Source organism: Photobacterium marinum (genome assembly GCF_000331515.1).
Lineage (GTDB): Bacteria > Pseudomonadota > Gammaproteobacteria > Enterobacterales > Vibrionaceae > Photobacterium > Photobacterium marinum.
The window spans coordinates 135,885-159,574 of record NZ_AMZO01000021.1; the positions used below are offsets into that span (position 1 = coordinate 135,885).

The following is a 23,690-nucleotide window of genomic DNA, read 5'->3' on the forward strand; positions in this document are numbered from 1 at the left end:
TTTAATGTCCAGGCTGTTAAGAAAAACCAATGTTAAAACCAGTTTTATCATCTTTGCTATTAGCGATACTCAGTAACAATGCAATCGCAACAGAAAGCTATTTGTCTCAAAACCAACAAGCCGCATTGGCTAGCAACCTAGATAAACACCCACAATGGAAAAAAATACTTCATTACAAAAATGGAGAAAGCCAAATTGAGTCGAAGAGCTTCTTCCTTGATATAAATGGCCGAGCAGATCCCCAAAAAGAACTGTTAGCTACCATTGCTGCTTTTGAAAAATCAAATTCCGGTAGCTCTGATGTACCAGCTCAGTGTCGATTTCCGGCTCGCAGCCTTTGGCTGAAGGAACAACTTGGCAAAAGCATTCAACTACCAACTGTGTTCTGTCCTGACTTTCAGAAATGGCGGAATGAAAATCAGCTGGAATCAATCAGTTTGGTATTTGTAACCGGTTATCTCGGGAACCCAGCCTCTTTTTTCGGCCACCTACTGATGAAGTTCAACAAAAACGATGAACTCTTCACAACAGACTCACCTCTACTCGACAGCAGTATTAACTTTGGTGCCGATACAGGCCCTCGAGATAACCCGGTGAAGTACGTTGCTTACGGCTTGCTGGGCGGATACAACGCCAGCTTTACAAAAGGCGACTACTACCGACACGAATTCAGCTACGCAGAAAACGAACAACGGGAACTTTGGGAATATGAGCTCAATCTAACGGAAAGTGAGTTACGCCTGCTCGAAGCTCATCAGTGGGAATTAAAAGACAAGCAATACCGCTACTACTTCCTTGATGGTAACTGTGCCACTCAAATGGCTAACTTTATTGGAATTGTTTTAGATAGGCCGCTGCTGGTATCAAATCAACCGTGGGATATGCCTCTGGATATATTTAAATCACTGGCTGAAATTGAGCATCATGGTCAACCTCTGATAAAAGAGATTAAAAAGCGAGAATCTAAATTTTCACGCATTCGTGACAAATACCTGTCACTGACAACGCAAGAAAGAACGGCGGCAAAGGAGCTGACAAAAAGTCAGAATAGTCAGGAGCACCCAGACTATCGACAATTAGACAATCAAAGTAAGGCAAGGGTTCTCAACCTTCTATTTGATTATTACGAGTTGATCATTACCGATGGTGATGACAACGAAGTAAGAGCCGCTAAAGCTCGTAAACATCAACTAATGATGGAACGTCTTCAGTTGCCAGCAATGGATTTAGAGTGGAAAAAAGCAGAAAGTCAGCCCCCGCACCTCGCGCAAAATCCCAAAAAGCTAGGTCTAAGCAGTGGTTACAATAATGAAACAGGCTGGTTTGGTATGCTTTCCCTTCGGGCTGCTTATTACGACTACCTGTCGCTGGAAACCTCACGCTTCAAAGACTCCAATACCACATTCTTTGATGCAGAGATTAAATTTGATGACAAGGATGTATGGCTGAGTAAATTCGACCTGTTTAATGTTACAACGCTTAATATTTTACAGGTAGACCTGTTCGATGATAGCCGCTTTGCATGGAGCACTCGATTAACTCTCGAACAAAAAGACCTTAGTTGTCGTGATTGCGAGCGAACACGGTGGTATGGCGGTCTTGGAAAGGCAATCAAGATTCAGGACAAAGTCGCATTATATGCCATCCCTGAAGTTATGTATGACATATCTAACTATCATGATTCCACTGTAGGACTTGGGCTAGGTGCGCTCTACACCGCAAACACGAACTGGAAAACACATTTAAAAATCACCCCTGTGCTAGGCTTGGATAAAGGTGAAAGCAAGGGTCTGATATACAAGTGGGAAAACCGCTTCGGCAACGCCCAAGACCAGGATATTCGCCTGAGCCTGCAATACAATGAAGCCAGCGAAATCAGCCTCAGTTATGCTCGCTACTTTTAATTCTGTAAAAAAACCGGGCATTGCCCGGTTTTTTTATGTCTGATTTTTAGAAGCGGTAACCCAAACCAAGGGTAAATGTGCCCGCATTCTCATCACTGCCAAATGGCGCGTATTCGTATCCAGCATCGACAACCAAGTGATTTGTCACGTTAGCCTGAACACCAAGGCCGGCTGAGAACATGTCTTCATCACGTGGTATGTATGTCTTATTATTTATTTTGTCTTCAACAGAAATAAAATACCCTGCATAGCCAACAGTACTGTAAACACTCAGTACCGGATTCAGACGGTAAACCGGGCCAAGAGAGAAAGAGCCATAACCGTAAGTGGTAGTAGCTATTGTTACCAGCTTACCATTCTTCATATCCGCATAAGAACTGTCGTGACTACTACCTGTAAACGTTCCTGAAGCGATGAAACCCAAACGCGAGCCACCTTCATAGCGATATTTCAGGTTAAAACCGTTCAAATCATCAGGTGCTGAATCCAGTTTTGTTTTAGCAAAACTAGCAACCAACGTATGATCGCCAGCAATTGCAGATGTTGAAAAAGTAACTGCTGCAATAGCAGCAAGGATGATGTGTTGTGCTTTTTTCATTTTTATTTTGCCTCTAAAAGGTACTTTGTGAGCATTCCGTTTACAAGGAACCCACATGAACACCGTTCAATACGAGAGGCACGAAATTAATGATGAGCTTTCTCTCTGTCAATGTAAAAGCAAAGCCAAAGAGTGCTTTGGTTGTAAAACAACCAAAGCAAATGAAACAAATAGAACAATCACCTACAAATTAAGTGTCAGAAGTGACACGAGCATTTTTCACCTTTGAAAGGTAGTTAAAAGGTAAAGTTGTACTGTATTGTCGGCGTTATTAACGAACGACGTTCAGCACGAAGCGTCTTCTCTGAGCGACGCAGACGCTTGGCTTCATCACTGTTATTTCTCGAATTCTTATCAAGTTGCTTTAATTGGGCTGCTATTGAATTTAACTCCCGGTCAATCTCACGGATACGTTGCTCAACTCGATATTCCGCCCTGCCCTTATTGTATTGCTCAAGGAAAAAAGGGCTGTCGCAAACGCCATTATAGCCACCACCAGAACGGCCGATACGATAACCGTTATCGGGCATACAATAATAGGTCAGACCCAGATCATAACCATTGAACCACGCGGCCTGATCAACGGTGACATTAGCTTCCAGACAGTCTTCCGCATAATCGTTTACCCGTGATGACGGCGCACCATTTCGCCCATCCTGAAGGCCAACCGCATACCAGTCCGCAACTTTACATTCTTCAACTGACATACTTGAACAACCAGCCAATTGAGCCAGAACAACCATACACAGGGCGCGCTTATACATATAACCTCATAGCTAAAAATAACTTCTTATCGAAAAACGATAAATTATTATTGCCAACTACAATAATGCATGTCAATCTATCTGGCATAAATTATTCGGAGAAAATCACATGCACCACCAACAAGCCATTGAGAAGCTCAGTAAGCGATTGCTGGTATTACTATGGGCCGTACTAATTACAACGCTAGCTCTAGATTCCTTCATGTGGGTCTACGGTACCCTGGTCGAATCTGGAGATATTGTTGATGTGTCTTTTTCCTATCCGGTAAGCTTACCGCTTACCCCAGCTAAAATGCTGATGGGCTTTCCTTTTGCTATCCTACCGAGCCTTATTTATGCCGCGATGATATGGCAACTTATTCGCCTTTTCAGACTGTATCGTGATGGAAGAGTCTTCACTCTTAACAATGTCAATTGTCTTAAAAAAACAGCTAACCTAATGATTGCTTCGCCTTTTGTCGGCGCAATATCTGACCTGCTACTTGGTGCAGTTTTATCCATCGGTGAAGAAGAGTTGAACACCGGCCTCTATTTTTCAGACACTGGGTTGACAATTTTCATCATTGGGCTCATGGTGCGTGCCATCTCGCATGTCATGGCTCTCGCGAAGGACATGAAAGAAGAGCATGAATTAACAATCTAAGGTGACTTTGTGCCAATTATCATTAACTTGGATGTGATGCTGGCAAAGCGAAAAATGCGCTCAAACGAGCTTGCTGCCAAGATAGGAATCACGGAGCAAAATCTGTCAGTCCTGAAAAATGGACGCGCTAAAGCTGTGCGACTCGCTACACTCGATGCTATTTGTAAGCACCTGAATTGCCAGCCAGGAGACATCCTGGAATATGTTAACGACGAAAATGAGTAAGGAAAGCTGAACTCATCAACTTTGTTGACGCTATAGTTTCAATAGCCCCTGCAGGATATGGCTTCACATATAATTAGAGCCATACACCGTGGGGGCTTGGCGATAAAACATCCATATCTCTTGCTAAAGATTCATCCTTTAACCGTCTTTTCCCTGTCTATACTTTCAAGATTGACTTCAGCTCAGCCTTACATTGAAGAGCTGTATGTAGTCATTCAGAGAGAGCTTCTGTAGCCCACAGCTTCGCACTCTCCAAGTTGTGTAAGTCAAAATTGGCCATGACGCCAATTTGTCTGTAAATAAAAACCAGGGAGTTAAACGATGTCAAAAATTACTAAAAAAGCAAAATCTCTTAAAGCTGAAATCAAAACCCGTAAAGCCAAAGTTGCCAAGCAGCAAGGTAAACTGAAGAAACTTAAAAAAGCACTAAAAAGAATAGCTTAAGCTTTCATTCCAACCTATCTATATAGAATCCACCTTCTCGTCCAGCTGATCTCAAAATGAGAAGGTGGCTACTGCTAAACCTACCAATTCAAGCTCACAGTTTGCTTTTTTCTGACATAGTCAGAACATTTTTGAAACAAAAGTTCTCTACAATCCGTCTTGCCTTAACACAAAACACGACTATACCTGAGTAAGACAAGATATAACGGAAGCAAAAATGGACAATAATACTGAGACTTTAAGAGATGCAATCGGAACTATCTATTCAACTTTCCCTAAGCTTAACTATACTCCTCACCCTGATGACCTTAAGCTGCTTGCAGCCTATATGAAAAGCACGGAAAGCGAATACCCAAAGAGCCTGGATTTGCTACTGAGCGTTAATAACGCAGACATAGAACTTGAATTAATAAAATACAAACGCTTTTGATAAGGGCTACCTAAAGCCCTTATCTTCTGCTACTTATGGCCAATGTGATCTACTACCAGTGCTCAACCTCGATAATTTCAGCTTCGATAATATAACTCTCCGCTTTCGGCACTGACACCTTCAGCTCTTTCCCCTCACGTTGAGTTTTAGGACGGAAATAAGTTTCAGGCATACGCTTCACAGACGTCCAGATTTTGTCTTTCAGTTGTGCTAGTTCCTGACCTTTCTCATCACTAAGCCTTACCTGCATTTCCACCAGAACGACAGATTCAGTCCCCTGATTTGTCAGTGATGTCGGGATCACTAACTCGCCATTGCGGTATGTGGCAGGACGTAGCAAAACATCAACACCGGAACGACTTAATTGCTGAACATTCTTGTTGGCACCTGGAACAACTTTTACCCCTTGTACAACTGTTTTAACAGGAACAACCACCGGGACCGCAGCTATCGGGGCACTCACAGGCGCTGCAACAACCGGAGCCGCTTTCACAGGAGTACTTGTTGCCGAAGATTCAACCGGCTTTGATTCTGGGTGCTGTCTTTGTTCAACCGGCACGACATACTGCCAGGTAAAATCATCATGCAGAATGACTTGACGTCCGTCTTCAAGCGTCGCAACTTTAGGTGCCGCCATTGCGCTGCTTGCCATTGCAGTCATAGTAAGGCCAATCAATAGCTTTGGCAGTACCGAACAAATCCGGTTTAGTTTTCTCATTATTATGTCCTTATACCAATCGGGATAAGTATTTGCTTTTAACCTATCAATAAACTTAGCTGACAAATCATAAAATTATCAGTTCGCGCAGCCTATCATAAAAAAGGGTCTGACGGCCTTCATACACGTAACACATTTCAAAATTCGATCTAACTGAGTACTACTCAATATCACATTAACACCAAAGGGACTTTTTACCTCTGACCGATAAACGATCACACTCGTTTCTGGCTGATTTGACATAACAACCAGTTAAAAAATCGTTCTTTCAAATTCAAAAGTTGATGAACCAACAACAATCCAGCTCTTTGTTCTACCAGATGGATCTGCTAAGAAAAAAGACGAAAGTTGTCTTGCTCATAAATACCGCAAGAGCTTTTATTCACAGCTCAGAGCAACGCGAAACAAACTGTTCGCACTACCTATATGAAACAACAGAGAAGATTGGAATTATTTTGACTGAGGCTTAAAAAGTGTGAATAATGCAGCGTTTTTTTGCACGCAAATCACAAAATTATTAGATGATATGAAATTGATGAAATATTCCCCCTTAGCCTTGATGTTAACTGGCCTGCTGACAGGATGTTCTGGTGACAGTGGTGCAGGTTCAACCAACAACACCTTTCCTCACTCTTTTAATCTCGATGTTATCAGTGCAGGTACTACTGAAGCAAAACAGATGACCCTGAACTGGACATCCGCATCGAATAACAGCGGAGTGACCTACAGTGTGTGTGAAAAAGATACGACAAAAACCAATAACTGTAAGGTATTAACTTCGGTCACCGATGCACTGACCGCGACCATCACAGTTGACAGCTTGGTTAAAGCACTGTCTACCGATTACTTTATTCTAGCCTCCTCTGGTAATTCCACCAAAGCCTCGAATGAAGTATCACTGACCACAGATGCCGTTACTCGGATGATTGGTTACTTTAAAGCCTCGAATACCGAAGCCAATGATGACTTTGGTTATAGTCTGGCATTAAGCGCTGACGGCAGCATCTTAGCTGTGGGTGCTCCCGGTGAAGATAACGGGGTGAAAGGTATCATCACCAATGGTTCGGAAACTACCGATTCAGGTACAGAAACTGACTCCGGCGCAGTGTATCTGTTCAGTAAGGTAGCCGGACGCTGGACGCAGATCGCCTATATCAAGGCATCAAATGCCGGAGCCAATGATAAATTTGGTTTAAGTGTGGCATTAAGCGCTGACGGCAGCATCTTGGCCGTGGGAGCTTCAGGTGAAGATAACGGAGCGAAAGGAGTTATCACCAATGGTTCGGAATCCAGCGATTCTAGTACAGAAACTGACTCCGGCGCAGTATATCTGTTCAATAACATCTCTGGCTACTGGGCGCAGACTGCCTACATCAAGGGCTCAAATGCCGGAGCCAGTGATGAATTTGGTTCAAGCGTAGCAATAAGCGCTGACGGCAGTACCCTGGCAATTGGCGCAAGTGGTGAAAGTAACGGGGCGAAAGGAATCATCACCAATGGCACAGAAACCACGGATAACGGCTCAGCATTTGCCTCTGGCGCGGTCTATCTGTTTAACAATAATTCCGGCCGCTGGTCACAGAGCGCCTATGTCAAAGCCTCGAATACCGGAGCCAATGACAACTTTGGCTATCGTATTGCATTAAGCGCAGATGGCACCAATATGGCGGTGTCTACTCCATATGAGAGTAACGGGGCAAAAGGAGTCATCACCGATGGATCGGAAGTCACCGATTCTGGTACACAAACTCACTCCGGCGCTGTGTATCTGTTTAGCAAGACCTTGGGCAACTGGGCACAGAGCGCCTATGTCAAAGCATCAAATACCGGAAGCACTGATGGATTTGGTGTTGGTTTGGCACTAAGCGCAGATGGCCGCACCCTGGCGGTTGGGGCTAAATATGAAGATAACGGAGCGTACGGAATCATCACCGATGGCTCAGAAGTCACCGATTCTGGTTCACAAACTGACTCCGGTGCGGTGTATCTGTTTAGCAACGCCTCTGGCAGTTGGGCGCAGAGTGCTTATATCAAGGCCTCAAATAGCGCTCGAGGTAGCAGTTTTGGCTATGATGTAGCATTTAGCGCAGATAGCAGCACCCTTGCTGTGGCGGCAGTAGCTGAAGGTATCGAAGAATCAGGGGTCATCATCGATGGTTTGGAAACCCTCGTTTACAATCCGAAAAATATTTCCGGAGCTGTATATCTGTTCAAGAATGACTCTGGTCGGTGGACACAAAACGCCTATATCAAAGCTTCGAATACCGGAGCCAGTGATAACTTTGGCTGGCGTGTGGCATTAAGTTCAGATGGCAGTACCCTGGCTACGTCAGCAATAGGTGAAGACAATGGCGCGAAAGGGATCATCACCGATGGCTCGGAAATCACTAGCGATACCGGTTCAGCAGACGGTTCTGGTGCAGTGTATATCTATTAATATTTCTATCTGAAAACCCTCTTTTGGGGCTTTAGATTGCTGACGAACCCCACTTTTTCAAGTGGGGTTCTTTTTTATAGCGGCCGTACGCCGAAACATCCATCTTTGCTATCCCCCTATTAACTAAAAGGCCTGACAAAACTGCCAGGCCTTAGTCAGTAATCAAATGGCTACATAACCCTTTAAAATTAAGGAGTTAGTCACTTAATGACTGTCCAGCTCCACGTGCGGGGCAACAGAACCCTGCTTACGTGTTGCCATCTCCTCGTACAACTCCCACTTACGCTTAGCCACTTTCTGAGCATGTGCGGTGATTTCCGCAGCTGCTTCAGGGTTACTGCGACGCAGGATCTGATAACGGGTTTCATTATAACGGTAATCCTCCAAAGGAACCGTTGGACGCAGCGTATCAAGTGAGAACGGATTCTCACCGGCATTACGCAACGCAGGATTGTAGCGGAACAGAGGCCAGTGGCCTGATTTCACTGCCAATTCCTGCTGATGTAAACCGTCTTCCATATTAATACCATGAGCAATACAGTGGCTGTAAGCAATGATAATAGAAGGACCACGGTAGGCTTCAGCCTCACGCATTGCCAGCAATGCCTGCTGTGGATCGGCACCCATAGCAATCCGGGCAACATAAACGTTGTTGTAGGCAATTGCCTGCATCGCCACGTCTTTCTTGGTTGCCTGCTTACCGGCTGCTGCAAACTTGGCAACTGCACCCAATGGGGTTGATTTCGACATCTGACCACCGGTGTTGGAGTACACTTCGGTATCCATTACCAGCACGTTGATGTCTGCCCCGCTGGCCAGTACATGGTCAAGGCCGCTTGAGCCGATATCATAAGCCCAACCATCACCACCGACGATCCAGATTGAACGACGGATCAGCTGGTCAGCTACCGAGATCAGGTTAAGAGCGGACTCTGTACCAATCGCTTTAAGCTGCTCTTTCAGGGTATCAACCCGTTTAATTTGCGCCTGGATATCCGTTTCTGTCATCTGCTCAGCATGTAGCAACTGGTCCACTAGCAGCGGATCCAAATGCTCACGGTTTTCCACCACCAGCTGTTCAGCCATTTCATGCTGTTTCACCGCAGCCAGACGGAAACCAAAACCAAATTCGGCGTTATCTTCAAACAGTGAGTTTGCCCACGCAGGACCACGACCTTCGGCATTTTTCGTCCATGGTGTGGTTGGCAGGTTACCACCGTAGATCGATGAACAGCCGGTTGCGTTAGCGATCATCAGGCGATCACCGAACAACTGAGACATCATCTTGAGGTAAGGCGTTTCACCACAGCCAGAGCAGGCACCGGAGAACTCAAACAACGGTTGCAGGAACTGAGCACCGCGAACGGTAGAAAAATCGACCCTTGCGCGATCGTTGTATGGAATAGTGTCGAAGAATTCGAGGTTCTTCTTCTCTTGTTCCAGATATGGGCCTTTCAGCTCCATATTGATTGCCTTGCGTTCCGGCTGGTTATCGCTCGCTTCCTGAGTGACCATAGGACAAGCATCAACACACAAGCCACAACCGGTACAGTCTTCAGCGTATACCTGCAATGTATAACGGGTATCCGGGAAGCCTCGGGCGGTGATACCGGCAGACTTAAAGCCTTCCGGAGCATCTTCCAGCATAGACTTGTCGTAAAACTTGGCGCGGATCGCCGCATGCGGACATACAATGCTACAGTTACCGCACTGAATACAGTCCTGCTGCTCCCATACCGGGATCTTCTGGGCGATATTACGTTTTTCCCACTGTGTTGTACCAGATGGGTAAGTACCGTCAATCGGCAGCATAGAAACAGGGATCAGATCACCCTGTCCAGCCATCATTTGCGCAGTTACCTTGCGAACAAATTCCGGCGCCTGTTCCGGAACAATCGGCTTGTTCTGCTCGCTGGCGGTCACTTCCGCAGGCACTGTAACTTCATGCAGGTGAGCCAGGGTATGATCCACCGCTTCAAAGTTTTTCTGAACAACTTCAGGCCCCTTACGAGAGTATGTCTTCTCAATCGCCTTCTTGATCTTGGCGATAGCCACCTCTTTTTCCAGTACGCCGGACAGCGCAAAGAAACAAGTCTGCATGATGGTATTGATGCGGCTGCCCATACCAGTTTCACGGGCCACTTTATAAGCATCAATAACGAACAGCTTCATCTTGCGATCGATTAGTTGTTGCTGCATACGAGCCGGGAAAGTATCCCAGACTTTATCTGCCGGAGCAGGAGTATTCAGCAGGAAGGTCGCACCTTCTGTTGCATTAGCCAGCATATCGGTACTTTGAACGAACGTTGCCTTATGGCAGGCAATGAAGTTCGCCGACTGGATCAGATACGGGCTATTGATTGGGTGATAGCCGAAGCGCAGGTGAGAGACTGTCTGCGAACCGGATTTCTTCGAGTCATAGACGAAGTAACCCTGAGCAAAATACTCTGGATCTTCACCGATGATCTTGATGGTGTTCTTGTTAGCACCAACCGTACCGTCAGCGCCAAGGCCATAGAACATGGCACGAACTACATCTGTTGATTCAATATCGAAACTTGCATCCACTTCCAGATGGGAGTGGCTGACGTCATCAATGATACCGACAGTAAAGTGATGTTTCGGTGAATCCAGCTCAAGGTTGTCGAAGATCGCCTTAACCATTGCAGGTGTAAACTCTTTGCTCGACAGACCGTAACGGCCAGCAACCAAACGAGGCATTTGAGCAAAGTGATCCTGATTGTCCATTAATGCAGTCAGCACATCCTGATACAAAGGATCAGCATTAGCTCCCGGCTCTTTGGTACGGTCCAGAACTGCAATTTTCTTCACTGTCTGAGGCAGTTCCTGAAGCAGATGTTCAGCAGAAAGTGGACGGTACAGGCGAACCTGAAGAACACCGACTTTCTCACCCTGACCAACCAGGTGTTCAACTGTTTCTTTCACCGTCTCAACGCCGGACCCCATGGCAATCGCCACGCGTTCAGCATCCGGTGCACCGAAGTACTCCATCAGCTTATAACGACGACCGGTCAGCTCAGCCAGTTTGTCCATGTTGGCCTGAACAATCTCAGGAGTTTTCGCGTAGAACGGGTTGACCGTTTCACGTCCCTGGAAGTACACATCCGGGTTCTGAGCCGTACCACGGATGAATGGTGTATCCGGGCTCAAACCACGATCACGGTGAGCACGCACCAGCTCATCGGAAATCATGGCGCGGATATCTTCATCGGCGATCAGGCTGATCTTATTCACTTCGTGGGAAGTTCGGAAACCATCAAAGAAGTGAATAAACGGAATACGAGCTTCCAGTGTTGACGCGTGGGAAACCAGCGCCATGTCATGGGCTTCCTGAACCGATGACGATGCCAGCAAGGCAAAACCTGTACCTCTGGCTGCCATGATGTCCTGATGGTCACCAAAAATAGACAGGCCCTGTGCCGCGAGTGAACGAGCTGCAACATGGAATACCGCAGATGTCAGCTCACCGGCAATTTTATACATGTTCGGCAGCATCAGCATCAGGCCCTGAGAGGCCGTGAAGGTAGTAGTCAGAGCACCGCTCTGCAGTGCGCCGTGCACTGTACCTGCAGCCCCGCCCTCACTTTGCATCTCAGCAATAAGAGGAATGTTACCCCAGATATTACGCTTGTCTTCTGCGGCCCACTGGTCGGCGAATTCAGCCATAGTGGACGATGGGGTGATCGGATAAATAGCACAGACTTCACTTACACGATAAGCAATGTGTGCCGCCGCTTCGTTACCGTCGCAAGTATGCATGACGGGGGTCTTTTTCTCAGTCATGATCAGCTCCTACTCCGTTTCGGCCTCGACCATTTCGATCGCATGACAAGGGCATTGCAGGTAACAGGCTTCACACCCGGTACACTTGTCATAATCCACTTTGTATCCCTTACCTTTACCTAACGAGGTAATCGCACCTTGCGGGCAGGCTCCTAAGCAGCCGTTACACTCAAAGCAGTTACCACATGAGTAACAACGCTGAGCTTCGTACAGGGCTTCTTCTTCTGTCAGGCCGCCGACAACTTCATCAAATGATGTTGCGCGTTTAATCACAGGGATCGCAGGCTGCTCACTCTGTTCGGCATCTGTCTTGTACCAGAGATGCAGCTTGTCGAAACGGATAAGTGGTCGCTTGGCAACTTTGCTGTATGTCCGGTTATTCAGGAAGGCATCAATGTGGGCTGCGGCTTTCTTACCGTGACCGACTGCAATGGTAACGGTACGGTCACAAGGAACCATATCACCACCGGCAAACAATCCGCGGTAACCTGTCATCATCTGGTCGTTGACCGTGATAGTGCCGTCCCATTTGTGCTCAACACCCGGAATGCTTTCGGTAAGTTTGGTATCGATATTCTGACCCAGTGCCAGAATCAGCGAATCGGCCTCAACGGTTTCGAATTCGCCGGTAGGACGCGGACGTCCGGTATCATCAATCGCCATCTTCTCAAGCGTGAAGGTGGTACCGTCGATCTGGTTAATGGTACGCTGCCAGTGGAAAGTCACACCTTCTTCCATCGCTTCAACACATTCGAAATCATGGGCTGGCATATGGGCGCGATCCCGACGGTAAATTACCATCACTTCTGCTCCCATACGTCTTGCTGTACGTGCCGCATCCATTGCGGTGTTACCACCACCGTAAACAGCAACGCGCTTACCCAGTTTCGGCGCTGATTCCATTTCGATAGCACGAAGGTAAGACACAGCATCAATGACTTTACCCGGATCATCATTCGGAATATCAACACCACGACCAACATGGGCACCGATAGCCAGGAAGACCGCATCAAACTGGCCTTTAACCTTCTCTGCCAGCAGATCCTCAACCTTGTGGTTAAGTACGATCTTGATACCCATATTTTCAATTCGGGCGATTTCACCTTCAAGGATATCCCTAGGCAGACGGTAAGCAGGAATACCGAAGTGCATCATACCGCCGGCCATTGGCGCGGCATCACGGATTTCAACATCGTGACCTTTACGCTTTAGGTGATAAGCCGCCGCCAGGCCACTTGGGCCAGCTCCGACGATCAGGACGCGCTTACCGGTTGGATTAGCGTGGAAACGAACCGGCCATTTCAGCTCCAGTGCACGGTCGCCAAGGAAACGTTCAACGGCATGAATGCTGACAGACTGGTCAACATTGGCACGGTTACAGGCGGATTCACACGGGTGATAACAAACGCGGCCATGGATAGCGGGCATCGGGTTGTTTTTGATAAGAGCCTGAAACGCTTCTTCGTATTGCTCTGCCTGAGCTAAAGACAACCACTCCTGGATGTTGCTCCCGGTCGGGCAGGCGTGGTTACAAGGAGGAAGGGAATTGGAATACACCGGGAATTTAGTACGAACCGGCCCGGAGCCTTTCTTAATAGTAAGGTCAGGCGGCAGTGTCATATCCTTTGGACAATTGCTCATAGTGCTCTACCTTTATTCGGTAAATTAATGAAATACACCCTTCTTGATGTTTTTCTGTCGGGTACATTTCGCTGTTCGAGTTCAAGGGCAACTCGACTTTCTGAACGCTCACACGGTTTGCTGCTCCGCCCCGCAAAAGCAAGACAGAGCAACAAGCGTTAAAGCGTTAAGCTGAAACACAAGTACCGGCACGCTCGGCCAGCACATCTAATCCTTCTTCAAGGGCACCGATATAAGCGCGGCCACCAAACTGAGCAAAGTCAGCAGCGGCTTCAACTTTTGGTCCCATAGAACCCGCAGGGAAAGAATACTCACCCAACTCAGCCGGAGTTGTAGCGCGTAGGGCACGCTGCTGCTCTGTACCCCAGTCAAGGTACACTGCATCGGCATCGGTCAGGATAAGTAACTTGTCGGCTTTCAGTTGCTTCGCCAACAAAGTAGCTGCAAGGTCTTTATCGATAACACCTTCAACACCCTGGTAGCCGAATTCACTGCGACAAACCGGAATACCGCCGCCACCGCAACAAATCACAATCTGTCCGTCTTCCAGCAAGGTATGGATCGATTTTTTATCGATGATGTTGACAGGCTTCGGAGATGGAACCACGCGGCGGAAATATTCACCATCCGGCTTCATCGTCCAGTTGTTCGCTTCAGCCAGAATTCCAGCTTCTTCTTCGTTGTACACTGGGCCGACAAACTTGGTAGGGTCAAGCATGCTCGGATCGTCACCAGCAACTTCAATACGGGTCAGCAAGCTGGTCACTTCTGTTTTCGGCATCAGGTTCTGCAGTTCCTGAGCCAGCATGTAGCCAATCATGCCTTCACTTTCGGCACCCAGTACGTCCAGCGGATAAGGTGATACTTTGTCGTAAGCCAGATTCTGAAGTGCCAGCAGACCAACCTGTGGGCCATTACCGTGAACAATGGCAACACGGTATTCTTTAGCTATTTCAGCAATCGCTTTGGCGGCAATCTTTACGTTCGCCAACTGATTCTCAAAACTAGGCGCGTCGCCGCGACGCAATAATGCATTGCCGCCAAGGGCTACAACTGCGGTGGGTTTCATGGGAACTCCTTGAATTATTCTTTTTGTTAATTAACCTTCGAGTCTTACTTTTGATGCTCGAACGGCTTGCGGCGAATAAAGCGGCCATTCCCGGCTCTCCCCGTAAATTCGCCATTACACGCTACAACCCGGCCACGACTCAAAGTCATAATCGGCCAACCGTGACAGTTCATTCCTTCGTACGGGGTATAGTCGGTGTTGTCGTGTAGTAAATCGTGTGTGGTAGTCACTTGCTGTTCGGGATCAAACAGCACCAGATCGGCATCGGCACCTTTAGCCAGACAGCCTTTTTGCGGATATAACCCAAACAGTTTTGCAGGCAGGTAGCTGGTCAGCTCCACAAAACGGCTCGGGCTGATGCGCTTACTCATCACACCTTCAGAGAACAACATTGGCATCCGGTTTTCCACACCCGGCATACCATTCGGGCAGGCGCTGAAGTTATCTTTGCCGCGCTGCTTCTGGTCGTAGTAAGTGAATGAGCAATGATCAGTCGCAACAGTATCAATACTGCCGTCAATCAAACCCTGCCACAGCTTGTCACGCTCTTCCTGCGGACGCAGCGGCGGACTGAGGATAAATTTCAGGGCATCGTCCCGCTCATAACAGCTGTCATCAAGCAGCAGGTACTGCGGACAGGTTTCAGCCCATACCGGCTGATTGTTGCGACGGGCAAGACGGACATAATCCAGCCCCAGCCCGTTAGAAAGGTGAACGATATAAAGCGGCGCATCGCCAGCCAGTTTTGCCAGATTGATCATTCTGGCAATTGCCTCAGCCTCGCACTCAAGCGGACGGCTCTCGGCATGGTATTTCGGCGCTGTTTTGCCCTGCTCCAGCAACATTTCGCGGCGCATCGCTATCGCCGCATCATTTTCCGGATGAACCGTTGTCAGGGCGTTGACTTTTTTCAGTTGAATCAGTGCCCGTAATACGGATTCATCATCCAGTTTGTAACCGTAGGTCAGGTAGAGCTTAAAACTGGAAATGCCCTCTTCTTCTACCATTGAGGCCATTTCTGACAGAATTTCTTCATTAATATGCTGGATCACGCCATGGAAACTGTAATCAATGACCGCGTTCTCTTTGGCATATTTTTTATAAACCGCCAGCTGATGGTGCAAATTGCAGCCTTTAGGGCCAAAGCCCATATGGTCCACCACCGATGTTGTCCCGCCGCAGGCTGCTGCACGGGTTCCGGTATAGAAATCATCGCTGCTGCGGGCAATGCCGACATCGATATTGAAATGGGTGTGGACATCAATTCCCCCCGGCATCACATACAGGCCAGAGGCATCAATTACTTGTGTATCGGCAGGAAAAGCGGAGATAACGGGAGCAACATCGGCAATTTTGCCGTCTTTGATCAGAATGTCGGCTTGTTGAGCCTGTTGGTGGTCAACGACAAGTCCCTGCCGGATCAGAATGGTAGTTGATACGTCAGACGTCAGTTTATCCAAATCCACAGAGAAAGAACGGTGTGCAATCATAACGCTATCCTTCGTCTTACACATAAAACGGTTCTGCCTTGAACTTCCTGTTATGGCTGTCTGTTTCTACCCGGCCGTCAGGAAGGAAAATTCAGAAACAGAAAATCCATCCCGAGGGGGATATGAGGTCAATATAAAGGCAGAGCATATTGACACCCTCGGGACGGAAATCGGTATTAATGCTGATTACTCAACATCACTTATTTTTTAAGCTGCTGCAGGTACATTTGTGGAATAACTGCGTACATTGCAGCACAAGTTACCAGGTGATCTTTCCAAGTCTTTTCGTTTGGCGCGTGAGCTTCTGGCTCTTTACCAGGACCGAAGCCGATTACTGGGATGCCGTAACGACCCATGATGGACACACCGTTAGTTGAGAAAGTCCACTTATCAACAGTTGGTTTCTGGTCGAACAGTAGTTCGTAAGATGCTTCCAGTGTCTTAGTTGCTACGTGATCTTCATCGATCTTCCACGCAGGGAAGTAACACTCTGTTGGGTAAACAAGGCCGGTGTATGCAGGACGGTCGTAGTTGTACATAGACACTTTACCGCCGAACTTTTTAACTGATTCAAGCGCGCGGATTTCGTCCAGAGCACCTTCCCAAGTTTCACCCCAGGTCAGACGACGGTCGATAGAGATTGCACAGCTGTCAGCAACCGCACAACGGCTTGGAGAAGTGAAGAAAACTTCAGATACAGTCAGAGTACCTTTACCCAGGAATGGGTCGTCAGCCAGATTGCCAGAAAGTTTTTCAATGTCTTGAAGCATGTGGCCCATCTTGAAGATAGCGTTTTCACCACGCTCTGGTGCAGAACCGTGACAACTGATACCGTCAACGTCTACACGGATTTCCATACGGCCACGCTGACCACGGTAGATCTGGCAGTCTGTTGGTTCTGTAGATACTACAAACTCAGGACGGATGTTGCTTTCCTGGATGATGTACTGCCAGCACAGGCCGTCACAGTCTTCTTCCTGAACAGTACCGGTAACAAGCAGGGTGTACTCGTCTTCAAGGCCAAGATCTTTGATGATCTTACCTGCGTAAACCATAGAAGCCATACCGCCTTCCTGGTCAGACGCACCACGACCACCGATCACTTCGTCGTCTTCCATACCTTCGTATGGGTCGAAGTTCCAGTTGTCCATGTTACCCACACCAACGGTATCGATGTGTGCGTCCATTGCAATTAGGTGCGGACCGTGACCAATCCAGCCAAGTACGTTACCCATAGGGTCGATTTCGACTTTATCAAAGCCGACTTTTTCCATTTCTTCCTTAATGCGCAATACCACTTTTTCTTCGTCGCAGCTTTCACTTGGGATTGCGATCATGTCACGCAGGAAACGGGTCATGTCTGCTTTGTAGTCTTGGGCTTTTTCAAGAACTTTGTCGAAAGGGATGTTCATTGTCATTGTAATTCTCCTTGGGCCGGACGGAGGACATCGTATCCGGCATGATTAATTTCAGAGGCGCTGTACACCTTCTAATCCGGCGCACAACGCTTTTGTTTCAAATAGTTGACTATTCTTTTTAGGCTTTCATGTGGCTGTTTATTTCGGATACCGTATCCGGGCTAAACAGCAAAGAAAGTATTAAAGGGTCGGATGTTTGCCTTGCCACACCACCTCACGGTAGTGAACAGGGTCGGTATCACCTTCGGTATTGATCAGCAGGATGACTGAATCCTTGTTCAGGCCCAGTTTTTCCATTAACTGTTCACGTTCTGGGTGGTAGTGAACAGCGGCTAACATACCAGCACCAACAGCACCGGACTCTCCGGATACAACTCGTGGGTCATTGCCCAGAGGGTTACCAAGAACACGCATACCCAGAGCGGCTACGCTGTCCTGGCAGGAAACGAACTGAGTTGAGCAGTCGCGTAGTACCGGCCAGCCGATTGGGTTAGGTTCACCACAAGCCAGGCCAACCATAATGGTTGCCAGGTCGCCGTCTACATTGACCATGTCGCCTTTTTCGCTGATACCTGAGCGGTAGATACAGTCTGCCTGATCCGGTTCAACAACCACTGAGTGCAGTTTGTCAGCACCGAACTGGTCGCATAGGTAACCCAGTACGCCACCAGCCATTGCCCCTACCCCTGCTTGCAGGAATACGTGAGTCGGACGGTCGATATGTTGTTCTTTCATCTGGTCAACCGCTTCGGCTGCCATAGTGGTGTAGCCTTGCATGATCCAGGTAGGGATTTCGGTGTAGCCTTCCCATGCTGTGTCCTGAACCACTTTCCAGTCGTTCTCTTCGGCAGTCTTGATGGCAAGGCGAACAGTATCGTCGTAGTTCATATCAGTAACGATACATTCAGCCCCCAGGGCACGAATGTTGTTCACACGCTCGTCGGCAGCGCCTTTAGGCATGTAAACCACAGCGTTCTGACCCAACTTGTTTGCAGCCCATGCAACACCACGTCCGTGGTTACCGTCTGTCGCCGTGGCAAAGGTCATTTTTTCAGGGATATCGTTTTTCAGTTTGTCGAAATCAAAATCGTTGATATCGAGCTTGAATTCATCGCATAGCAAGCGGGCGATGGCATAAGCGCCACCCAGCATCTTGAATGCACAAAGGTCGAAGCGGTGCGCCTCATCTTTGACAAGGATCTTGCCGACACCAACTTCTTTGGCCAGGCAGTCGAGAGAATGTAAAGGTGTAGGTTGATAGCCTTCCACTTTTGTGTGGAACGCGCGGGCTTTTTCCGCTTCTTCAATGGTGAATAGAGGAGATTGCTGACCGTTATAATGGCGGTTATCGGCGATCTCCATTTTTAGAGAGAATGTAGACACGACCAGACCTCATTGAATCAATAGAGTGAAAAGTGCGGGGGTATCGGGACTCGTACCCCCGCGAAAGGGCTAGCATTAACCCAAGTGTTGTAGCTGTTACGGAACTTGAGATAGTGACGTCAAACAGTTATTTGACGCGCTTTTCTGCTTCATCAAGAAGCTGCTGAAGTACATCACCTGGTTCCTGGTACTTACGGTTCAGGATCATTGCTGCGATGATGTATGGCTTCCAGCTTGCTTCTTTGTAAGTTGGAATGCGGTATTTCTCGAATACTGACTCTTCAACTTCACCGGCTTCACAAGAAACGCCTGTGATATCGGCTGGCAGACAGTGCATGTATAGCGCTTCGCCGTCTTTAGTCAGCTTCATCATCTCTTCAGTGCAGTGCCAGTCTTTGTGGTTGGCGTTCTGAGCAAGACATTCTTTTTCAAGCTCTTTCAGGCCATCGTGGTCGTTAGCACGTAGCAGTTCAGTACGGCGACCCATTACCTGGTAAGGAGCCCATGACTTCGGATAAACGATGTCTGCATCCTGGAATGCTTCTTCCATAGTGGCAACCTGAGAGAAGCTACCGCCAGAGGCTTCTGCGTTCTTACGAGCTTCTTCAACTACTTCAGGGATCAGGTCGTAGCCTTCTGGGTGAGCAAGAGTCACATCCATACCGAAGCGAGTCATCAGGCCGATGATGCCCTGAGGAACTGACAGAGGCTTACCGTAGCTTGGAGAGTATGCCCAAGTCATTGCAATCTTCTTGCCTTTCAGCTTATCCAGACCACCGAAGTGCTCTTCCAGCCATGCAAGGTCAGCCATAGCTTGAGTTGGGTGGTCGATATCACACTGAAGGTTTACAAGAGCAGGACGGTGAGGAAGAACGCCTTCTTTCACACCATCATCCAGAGCTTCACCCACTTCACGCATGTATGCGTTACCAGCACCAAGGTACATATCGTCACGGATACCGATTGCATCAGCACAGAATGAAATCATGTTTGCAGTTTCACGAACAGTTTCACCGTGAGCAATCTGAGATTTGCCTTCATCCAGGTCCTGCTGGGCCAGGCCTAGCATGTTGATAGCGGAAGCGTAAGAGAAACGAGTACGGGTTGAGTTATCGCGGAACAGAGAAATACCCAAACCATTCTTGAATACGTTAGTAGCAATATTTTCGTTGCGCATAGATTTCAGTACTTGCGCAGTCTTCAATACACGTTCTAGCTCTTCAGGAGTTTGTTCCCAGGTCAAAAGGAAATCTTTATTGTGAAGATCAGATTTTAGTTCATTGATTTCCTTGATTAGTTCATTAATGCTTTTCATTTTTTATTCTTCCCAGTAATTAAATTGTTATGTCGTGGCGGCTGGAAAAAGTCTGTAGGGTCACAACAGACAACTGACTTCCATAATCCAATATCTGTGCCAACCAGGATTAATTACCGGTAATTTTTTTTATTTTCCCTCCAGCCCTTGATTTATAAGGGTTGGAATAAAGAAGGGCATTAAATTGCTCTCAAGCACATATATCTCTCACTATCATCAACTATCAGTGATAGCGACCAAAATGATAGTGAGCCCAAAGCTATTTATCATATTGATATCGCTATGTGACCTCGCTAACAATTCCTATTTCGTGGCGCGAAACCAATTGAAATACTGATATATATCAAGCTGATATTAAGTATTGTTGATTAACTTTGTTAAGTCTTTCCAAAAACAGACCTGTATTATGTTGAAAAACGCCCCGCAATCAGAACTCATGCAATTGCAGCCGACTATTCTGCGCTTTACCAAGATGCTTTCTGCCGTACTTCAGCTGGATGCTGAAGTCGTAGATGCTGATCTGGTTCGCATCGCAGGAACAGGGCCGTATAGCAAATTCTTTGGCAAAAAACTCAACACCAGCTCAAGGATTTTCCGATATATCCTTGAAACACATCAGGAAAAAGTAGTCGTCAAATCACGAACTGATCCTATTTGTGAAGGGTGTACAAATAAAGGAAGCTGCCGTGAAACTGCTTTCCTGGGCGTACCAATCATGCTTGAAGACCGCTGTATCGGGGTTATCAGCCTGGTTGCCTTCAGCGAAGAATCACGGGAACGAATAAAAGAGAACGTACAGTTATTTTCTAATTATGTTCAGCACATCGCACAAATTGTTGTGTCAAAAGTATTGGAAGGTAATGATAAAAGTGACGGCCTTGATCAGGTATTTAGCAGCCTGATTGAAAACATGGATCAGGGTGTTTTAGTACTGGATGAAAACAGCCGAGTTAAATACGGCAACCAGCCTGCGTTAAATAATCTAAATATTACCCTTGAAGAACTTTCACATGCTGAAATTAATATCCAGCCACTGTCTTTCCACAATAATGAACTAAAAGGGCATCAGCAGCACATTATTTCCCTTGGCGAACGACAAGAACTGGTTGTCGGCCAATTTCATGATGTGCGCGGGCATCAGCTTTTTTTAATGGCATTCCACCAGCCAAATAAATCTCTGGTCATCAATGAACCTGAGCCACAATTTTCGACAGTGATCGGTGAATGCCAAAAGATGCGCCAGCTGAAAACGCTGATCACCAGAATTGCCAGCAGCCCTTCCAGTGTATTAATTAATGGTGAAAGCGGCACAGGTAAAGAAGTTATAGCGCATGCTGTCCATAATTTAAGTGCACGCAGCTCTCAGCCATTTATTGCCATCAACTGTGCCGCTATTCCAGACCAGCTGCTTGAAAGTGAACTGTTCGGTTACGTCAAAGGCGCTTTCACCGGCGCATCCAACAAAGGTAAAACCGGTCTGATACAGGCCGCCAACAAAGGTACCCTGTTCCTGGATGAAATCGGTGATATGTCGATGACGCTGCAAGCGAAGCTGTTACGTGTGCTGGAAGAGCGTGAAGTAATGCCGATTGGCTCCAATACGGCTACGCCAGTCGATATTCGTATCATCTCGGCAACTAACCGGGATTTTGCGGAAATGATTGCTACCAATAAGTTCCGTGAAGACTTGTACTACCGACTGAATGTTATTCCGATCCACCTGCCACCACTTAAAGAACGTGAAGGTGATGTTGAGCTGCTAATTCGATACTTCCTTGAGATTCATACCCGCAAGATCGGCGTGTGTTATCCGGGAATAACCATTGAAGCGATGGCACGCCTGAACGCTTACCACTGGCCGGGCAACGTGCGTGAGCTCAGCAACCTGGTGGAGTACTTGGTTAACGTTGTACCGGAAGGTGACATGATCGATGTCGACCTATTGCCGCCATACTTTGAGCAGGCAAAGATCGCCAGACCTGCTGACAACGCCAAATCAGATGACTGCGCCATGAGCCTGGAAGAGATGGAAAAAATCCGCATTGAGGAAGCCCTGAACCGCCTCAGCAATCGAAAACTGGTCGCAGAAGAGCTGGGTATCGGTATTGCGACCCTATATCGCAAGATAAAGAAATACGGTTTAAGCAATCACTGATTCGTGTCGTACGAACAAAACGAAAAAAGCTGCCAACTGGCAGCTTTTTATTTAAACGGGCATAAACACAATCAGAAGCTGATAGGTCTGCGTCCTGTCGCTTTATCAGCTGGGCCGGATTTTTTCTCTGCGCCGGCTTTAGGCTTTTTATTTTTAGCTGGCTTACTCTTCGCAGTCTTCTTTGCCTGACTCTTTGCAGCAGCTTTCGAACCACCAGCAGGTTTCTTCGCGTGTTTTTCCGGTTTAGCTGGCTTGGGTTCAGTCACTTTAGGGCTTTCATCAACCGGTTGATCGCAAAGTACTACGTAATATTCGTTGTTAAACTCTATCACATCGCCATCATATACCTTGCAGCGCTTACGTTGCTCAAGTTCGCCATTCACTGCAACATAGCCTTCAGCAATAACAAACTTGGCTTCACCGCCACCGCTGACAGCATTGGCAATTTTCAGCACCTTGTAGAGTTCAATCGGCTGGCTGGCAACCTCAACACCAATCGCTTCTACTTCAATTTCTTCCTGCGACATCTTACAAACCATATTGGATAATTTCGCCCTATCTTACCTTATTCTCCCGCCCGGCATAACTGGCAATCCCCTGCTGTCTGCGATATGCTGCCGCCTCAATATTCAAACAGTAACCTATCAACAAGAATTATCTGTATGTTTTGTCCGTCCTGTGGTCAGCAAACCTTTATTGCCAGCTCAGAAAAATCTTTTCAGTGCAGTGAGTGTGCATTCACTTTCTTCAAAAACACGGCATCAGCAGTACTTGCTATCATTCGCTGCCAGGATGAAATTTTGGTTGCCGGAAGGGCCCGTGAACCAGGCAAAGGTATGTGGGATTTTCCAGGCGGTTTTGTCGATTATGATGAATCGCTGGAGCAGGCACTGTTCCGTGAACTGGAGGAAGAACTGGCTTTCAAAGCCGAAAATGCCCGCTATTTCGGTTCCTGCCCAAATACGTACCGCTACAAAGACGTTGTGTACAAAACCTGTGATGCCTTCTTTGCTATAGAGCTGAAGCAAAAACCAAACATGCAAGCTAATGATGATGTAGCTGATGTCAAGTGGGTAAAAACCTCGGAAATACAAACAGATAAGTTTGCATTTGACTCAGCCAGAAAGGCGTTAGCCCTGTACCTGGCGGACTAATGCTCCCCCACCAAAAATGCAATGGGACGATCTACGCCTTGTTGCTCATCCCTAACAAATTCAATCAGGGATGATGTTTTTTTAACCATCAAGCGACA

General features: G+C 47.3%; 19 protein-coding genes. 8 read left to right on the top strand and 11 right to left on the bottom strand.

Annotated features, from left to right (window positions below; translation table 11 throughout):
• Positions 1 to 29: 29 nt before the first annotated feature.
• Positions 30 to 1,904 carry an Lnb N-terminal periplasmic domain-containing protein gene (locus C942_RS14915; RefSeq protein ID WP_007467037.1) on the top strand — a complete coding sequence of 625 codons (1,875 nt, stop codon included), beginning with the start codon at positions 30 to 32 and terminating at the stop codon, positions 1,902 to 1,904.
• A gap of 46 nt (positions 1,905 to 1,950) precedes the next feature.
• Here the strand turns inward: C942_RS14915 and C942_RS14920 are convergent, their stop codons facing one another.
• Both C942_RS14920 and C942_RS14925 read right to left on the bottom strand, forming a co-directional pair.
• The gene (locus C942_RS14920) at positions 1,951 to 2,502 is read right to left on the bottom strand and encodes an Ail/Lom family outer membrane beta-barrel protein (protein ID WP_007467039.1); all 552 of its coding nucleotides are present in this window, start codon (positions 2,500 to 2,502) and stop codon (positions 1,951 to 1,953) included.
• A gap of 236 nt (positions 2,503 to 2,738) precedes the next feature.
• A complete protein-coding gene (locus C942_RS14925; protein ID WP_036800356.1) occupies positions 2,739 to 3,266 on the bottom strand; it encodes a DUF2799 domain-containing protein in 528 nt (175 codons plus the stop codon).
• Positions 3,267 to 3,375: 109 nt separating this feature from the next.
• On the opposite strand from C942_RS14925, the gene C942_RS14930 reads away from it, so the two are divergent.
• From C942_RS14930 to C942_RS14940, 4 genes are all read left to right on the top strand, one after another.
• Positions 3,376 to 3,909, top strand: a complete 534-nt coding sequence (locus C942_RS14930) for a DUF2975 domain-containing protein (RefSeq protein WP_007467044.1) — start codon at positions 3,376 to 3,378, stop codon at positions 3,907 to 3,909.
• Between the two features lie 9 nt (positions 3,910 to 3,918).
• On the top strand, positions 3,919 to 4,134 hold the full coding sequence (locus C942_RS14935; RefSeq protein ID WP_007467046.1) for a helix-turn-helix domain-containing protein: 216 nt from the start codon (positions 3,919 to 3,921) through the stop codon (positions 4,132 to 4,134).
• Positions 4,135 to 4,455: 321 nt separating this feature from the next.
• Positions 4,456 to 4,578 (top strand): hypothetical protein, encoded by a 123-nt coding sequence (locus C942_RS25640; RefSeq protein ID WP_007467048.1) that lies wholly within the window; start codon positions 4,456 to 4,458, stop codon positions 4,576 to 4,578.
• 217 nt (positions 4,579 to 4,795) lie between these two features.
• Entirely contained in the window at positions 4,796 to 5,008 is a 213-nt protein-coding gene (locus C942_RS14940; protein WP_007467050.1) for a hypothetical protein, read from the top strand.
• Between the two features lie 52 nt (positions 5,009 to 5,060).
• Here the strand turns inward: C942_RS14940 and C942_RS14945 are convergent, their stop codons facing one another.
• A complete protein-coding gene (locus C942_RS14945) occupies positions 5,061 to 5,726 on the bottom strand; it encodes a DUF3157 family protein (RefSeq protein ID WP_007467052.1) in 666 nt (221 codons plus the stop codon).
• A gap of 535 nt (positions 5,727 to 6,261) precedes the next feature.
• Here C942_RS14945 and C942_RS14950 point away from each other — a divergent pair.
• Positions 6,262 to 8,163 carry an FG-GAP repeat protein gene (locus C942_RS14950; protein WP_232428182.1) on the top strand — a complete coding sequence of 634 codons (1,902 nt, stop codon included), beginning with the start codon at positions 6,262 to 6,264 and terminating at the stop codon, positions 8,161 to 8,163.
• 204 nt (positions 8,164 to 8,367) lie between these two features.
• Here the strand turns inward: C942_RS14950 and nifJ are convergent, their stop codons facing one another.
• From nifJ to ygeW, 7 genes are all read right to left on the bottom strand, one after another.
• The gene (gene nifJ / locus C942_RS14955) at positions 8,368 to 11,967 is read right to left on the bottom strand and encodes a pyruvate:ferredoxin (flavodoxin) oxidoreductase (protein WP_007467055.1); all 3,600 of its coding nucleotides are present in this window, start codon (positions 11,965 to 11,967) and stop codon (positions 8,368 to 8,370) included.
• A gap of 9 nt (positions 11,968 to 11,976) precedes the next feature.
• A complete protein-coding gene (locus C942_RS14960; protein ID WP_007467057.1) occupies positions 11,977 to 13,608 on the bottom strand; it encodes an NAD(P)-binding protein in 1,632 nt (543 codons plus the stop codon).
• A 166-nt stretch (positions 13,609 to 13,774) separates the two neighbouring features.
• A complete protein-coding gene (locus tag C942_RS14965; protein WP_007467061.1) occupies positions 13,775 to 14,677 on the bottom strand; it encodes a carbamate kinase in 903 nt (300 codons plus the stop codon).
• A gap of 44 nt (positions 14,678 to 14,721) precedes the next feature.
• On the bottom strand, positions 14,722 to 16,167 hold the full coding sequence (hydA, locus tag C942_RS14970) for a dihydropyrimidinase (RefSeq protein WP_007467064.1): 1,446 nt from the start codon (positions 16,165 to 16,167) through the stop codon (positions 14,722 to 14,724).
• Between the two features lie 200 nt (positions 16,168 to 16,367).
• A complete protein-coding gene (locus C942_RS14975; protein WP_007467066.1) occupies positions 16,368 to 17,585 on the bottom strand; it encodes a YgeY family selenium metabolism-linked hydrolase in 1,218 nt (405 codons plus the stop codon).
• 180 nt (positions 17,586 to 17,765) lie between these two features.
• The gene (gene dpaL / locus C942_RS14980; protein WP_036800360.1) at positions 17,766 to 18,968 is read right to left on the bottom strand and encodes a diaminopropionate ammonia-lyase; all 1,203 of its coding nucleotides are present in this window, start codon (positions 18,966 to 18,968) and stop codon (positions 17,766 to 17,768) included.
• 127 nt (positions 18,969 to 19,095) lie between these two features.
• Positions 19,096 to 20,283 carry a knotted carbamoyltransferase YgeW gene (gene ygeW / locus C942_RS14985; RefSeq protein ID WP_007467073.1) on the bottom strand — a complete coding sequence of 396 codons (1,188 nt, stop codon included), beginning with the start codon at positions 20,281 to 20,283 and terminating at the stop codon, positions 19,096 to 19,098.
• A 406-nt stretch (positions 20,284 to 20,689) separates the two neighbouring features.
• Between ygeW and C942_RS14990 the strand changes: the two genes are divergently transcribed.
• Positions 20,690 to 22,438 carry a sigma 54-interacting transcriptional regulator gene (locus C942_RS14990; protein WP_007467075.1) on the top strand — a complete coding sequence of 583 codons (1,749 nt, stop codon included), beginning with the start codon at positions 20,690 to 20,692 and terminating at the stop codon, positions 22,436 to 22,438.
• A 71-nt stretch (positions 22,439 to 22,509) separates the two neighbouring features.
• Here C942_RS14990 and C942_RS14995 read toward each other — a convergent pair whose 3' ends face one another.
• Positions 22,510 to 22,965: an RNA-binding S4 domain-containing protein gene (locus tag C942_RS14995; protein WP_007467077.1), complete on the bottom strand. Its 456-nt coding sequence runs from the start codon at positions 22,963 to 22,965 to the stop codon at positions 22,510 to 22,512.
• A gap of 135 nt (positions 22,966 to 23,100) precedes the next feature.
• Here C942_RS14995 and C942_RS15000 point away from each other — a divergent pair, with 135 nt between their 5' ends.
• Positions 23,101 to 23,592, top strand: coding sequence for an NUDIX hydrolase (locus tag C942_RS15000; RefSeq protein ID WP_007467079.1), 492 nt, complete (start codon positions 23,101 to 23,103; stop codon positions 23,590 to 23,592).
• Positions 23,593 to 23,690 lie beyond the last annotated feature (98 nt).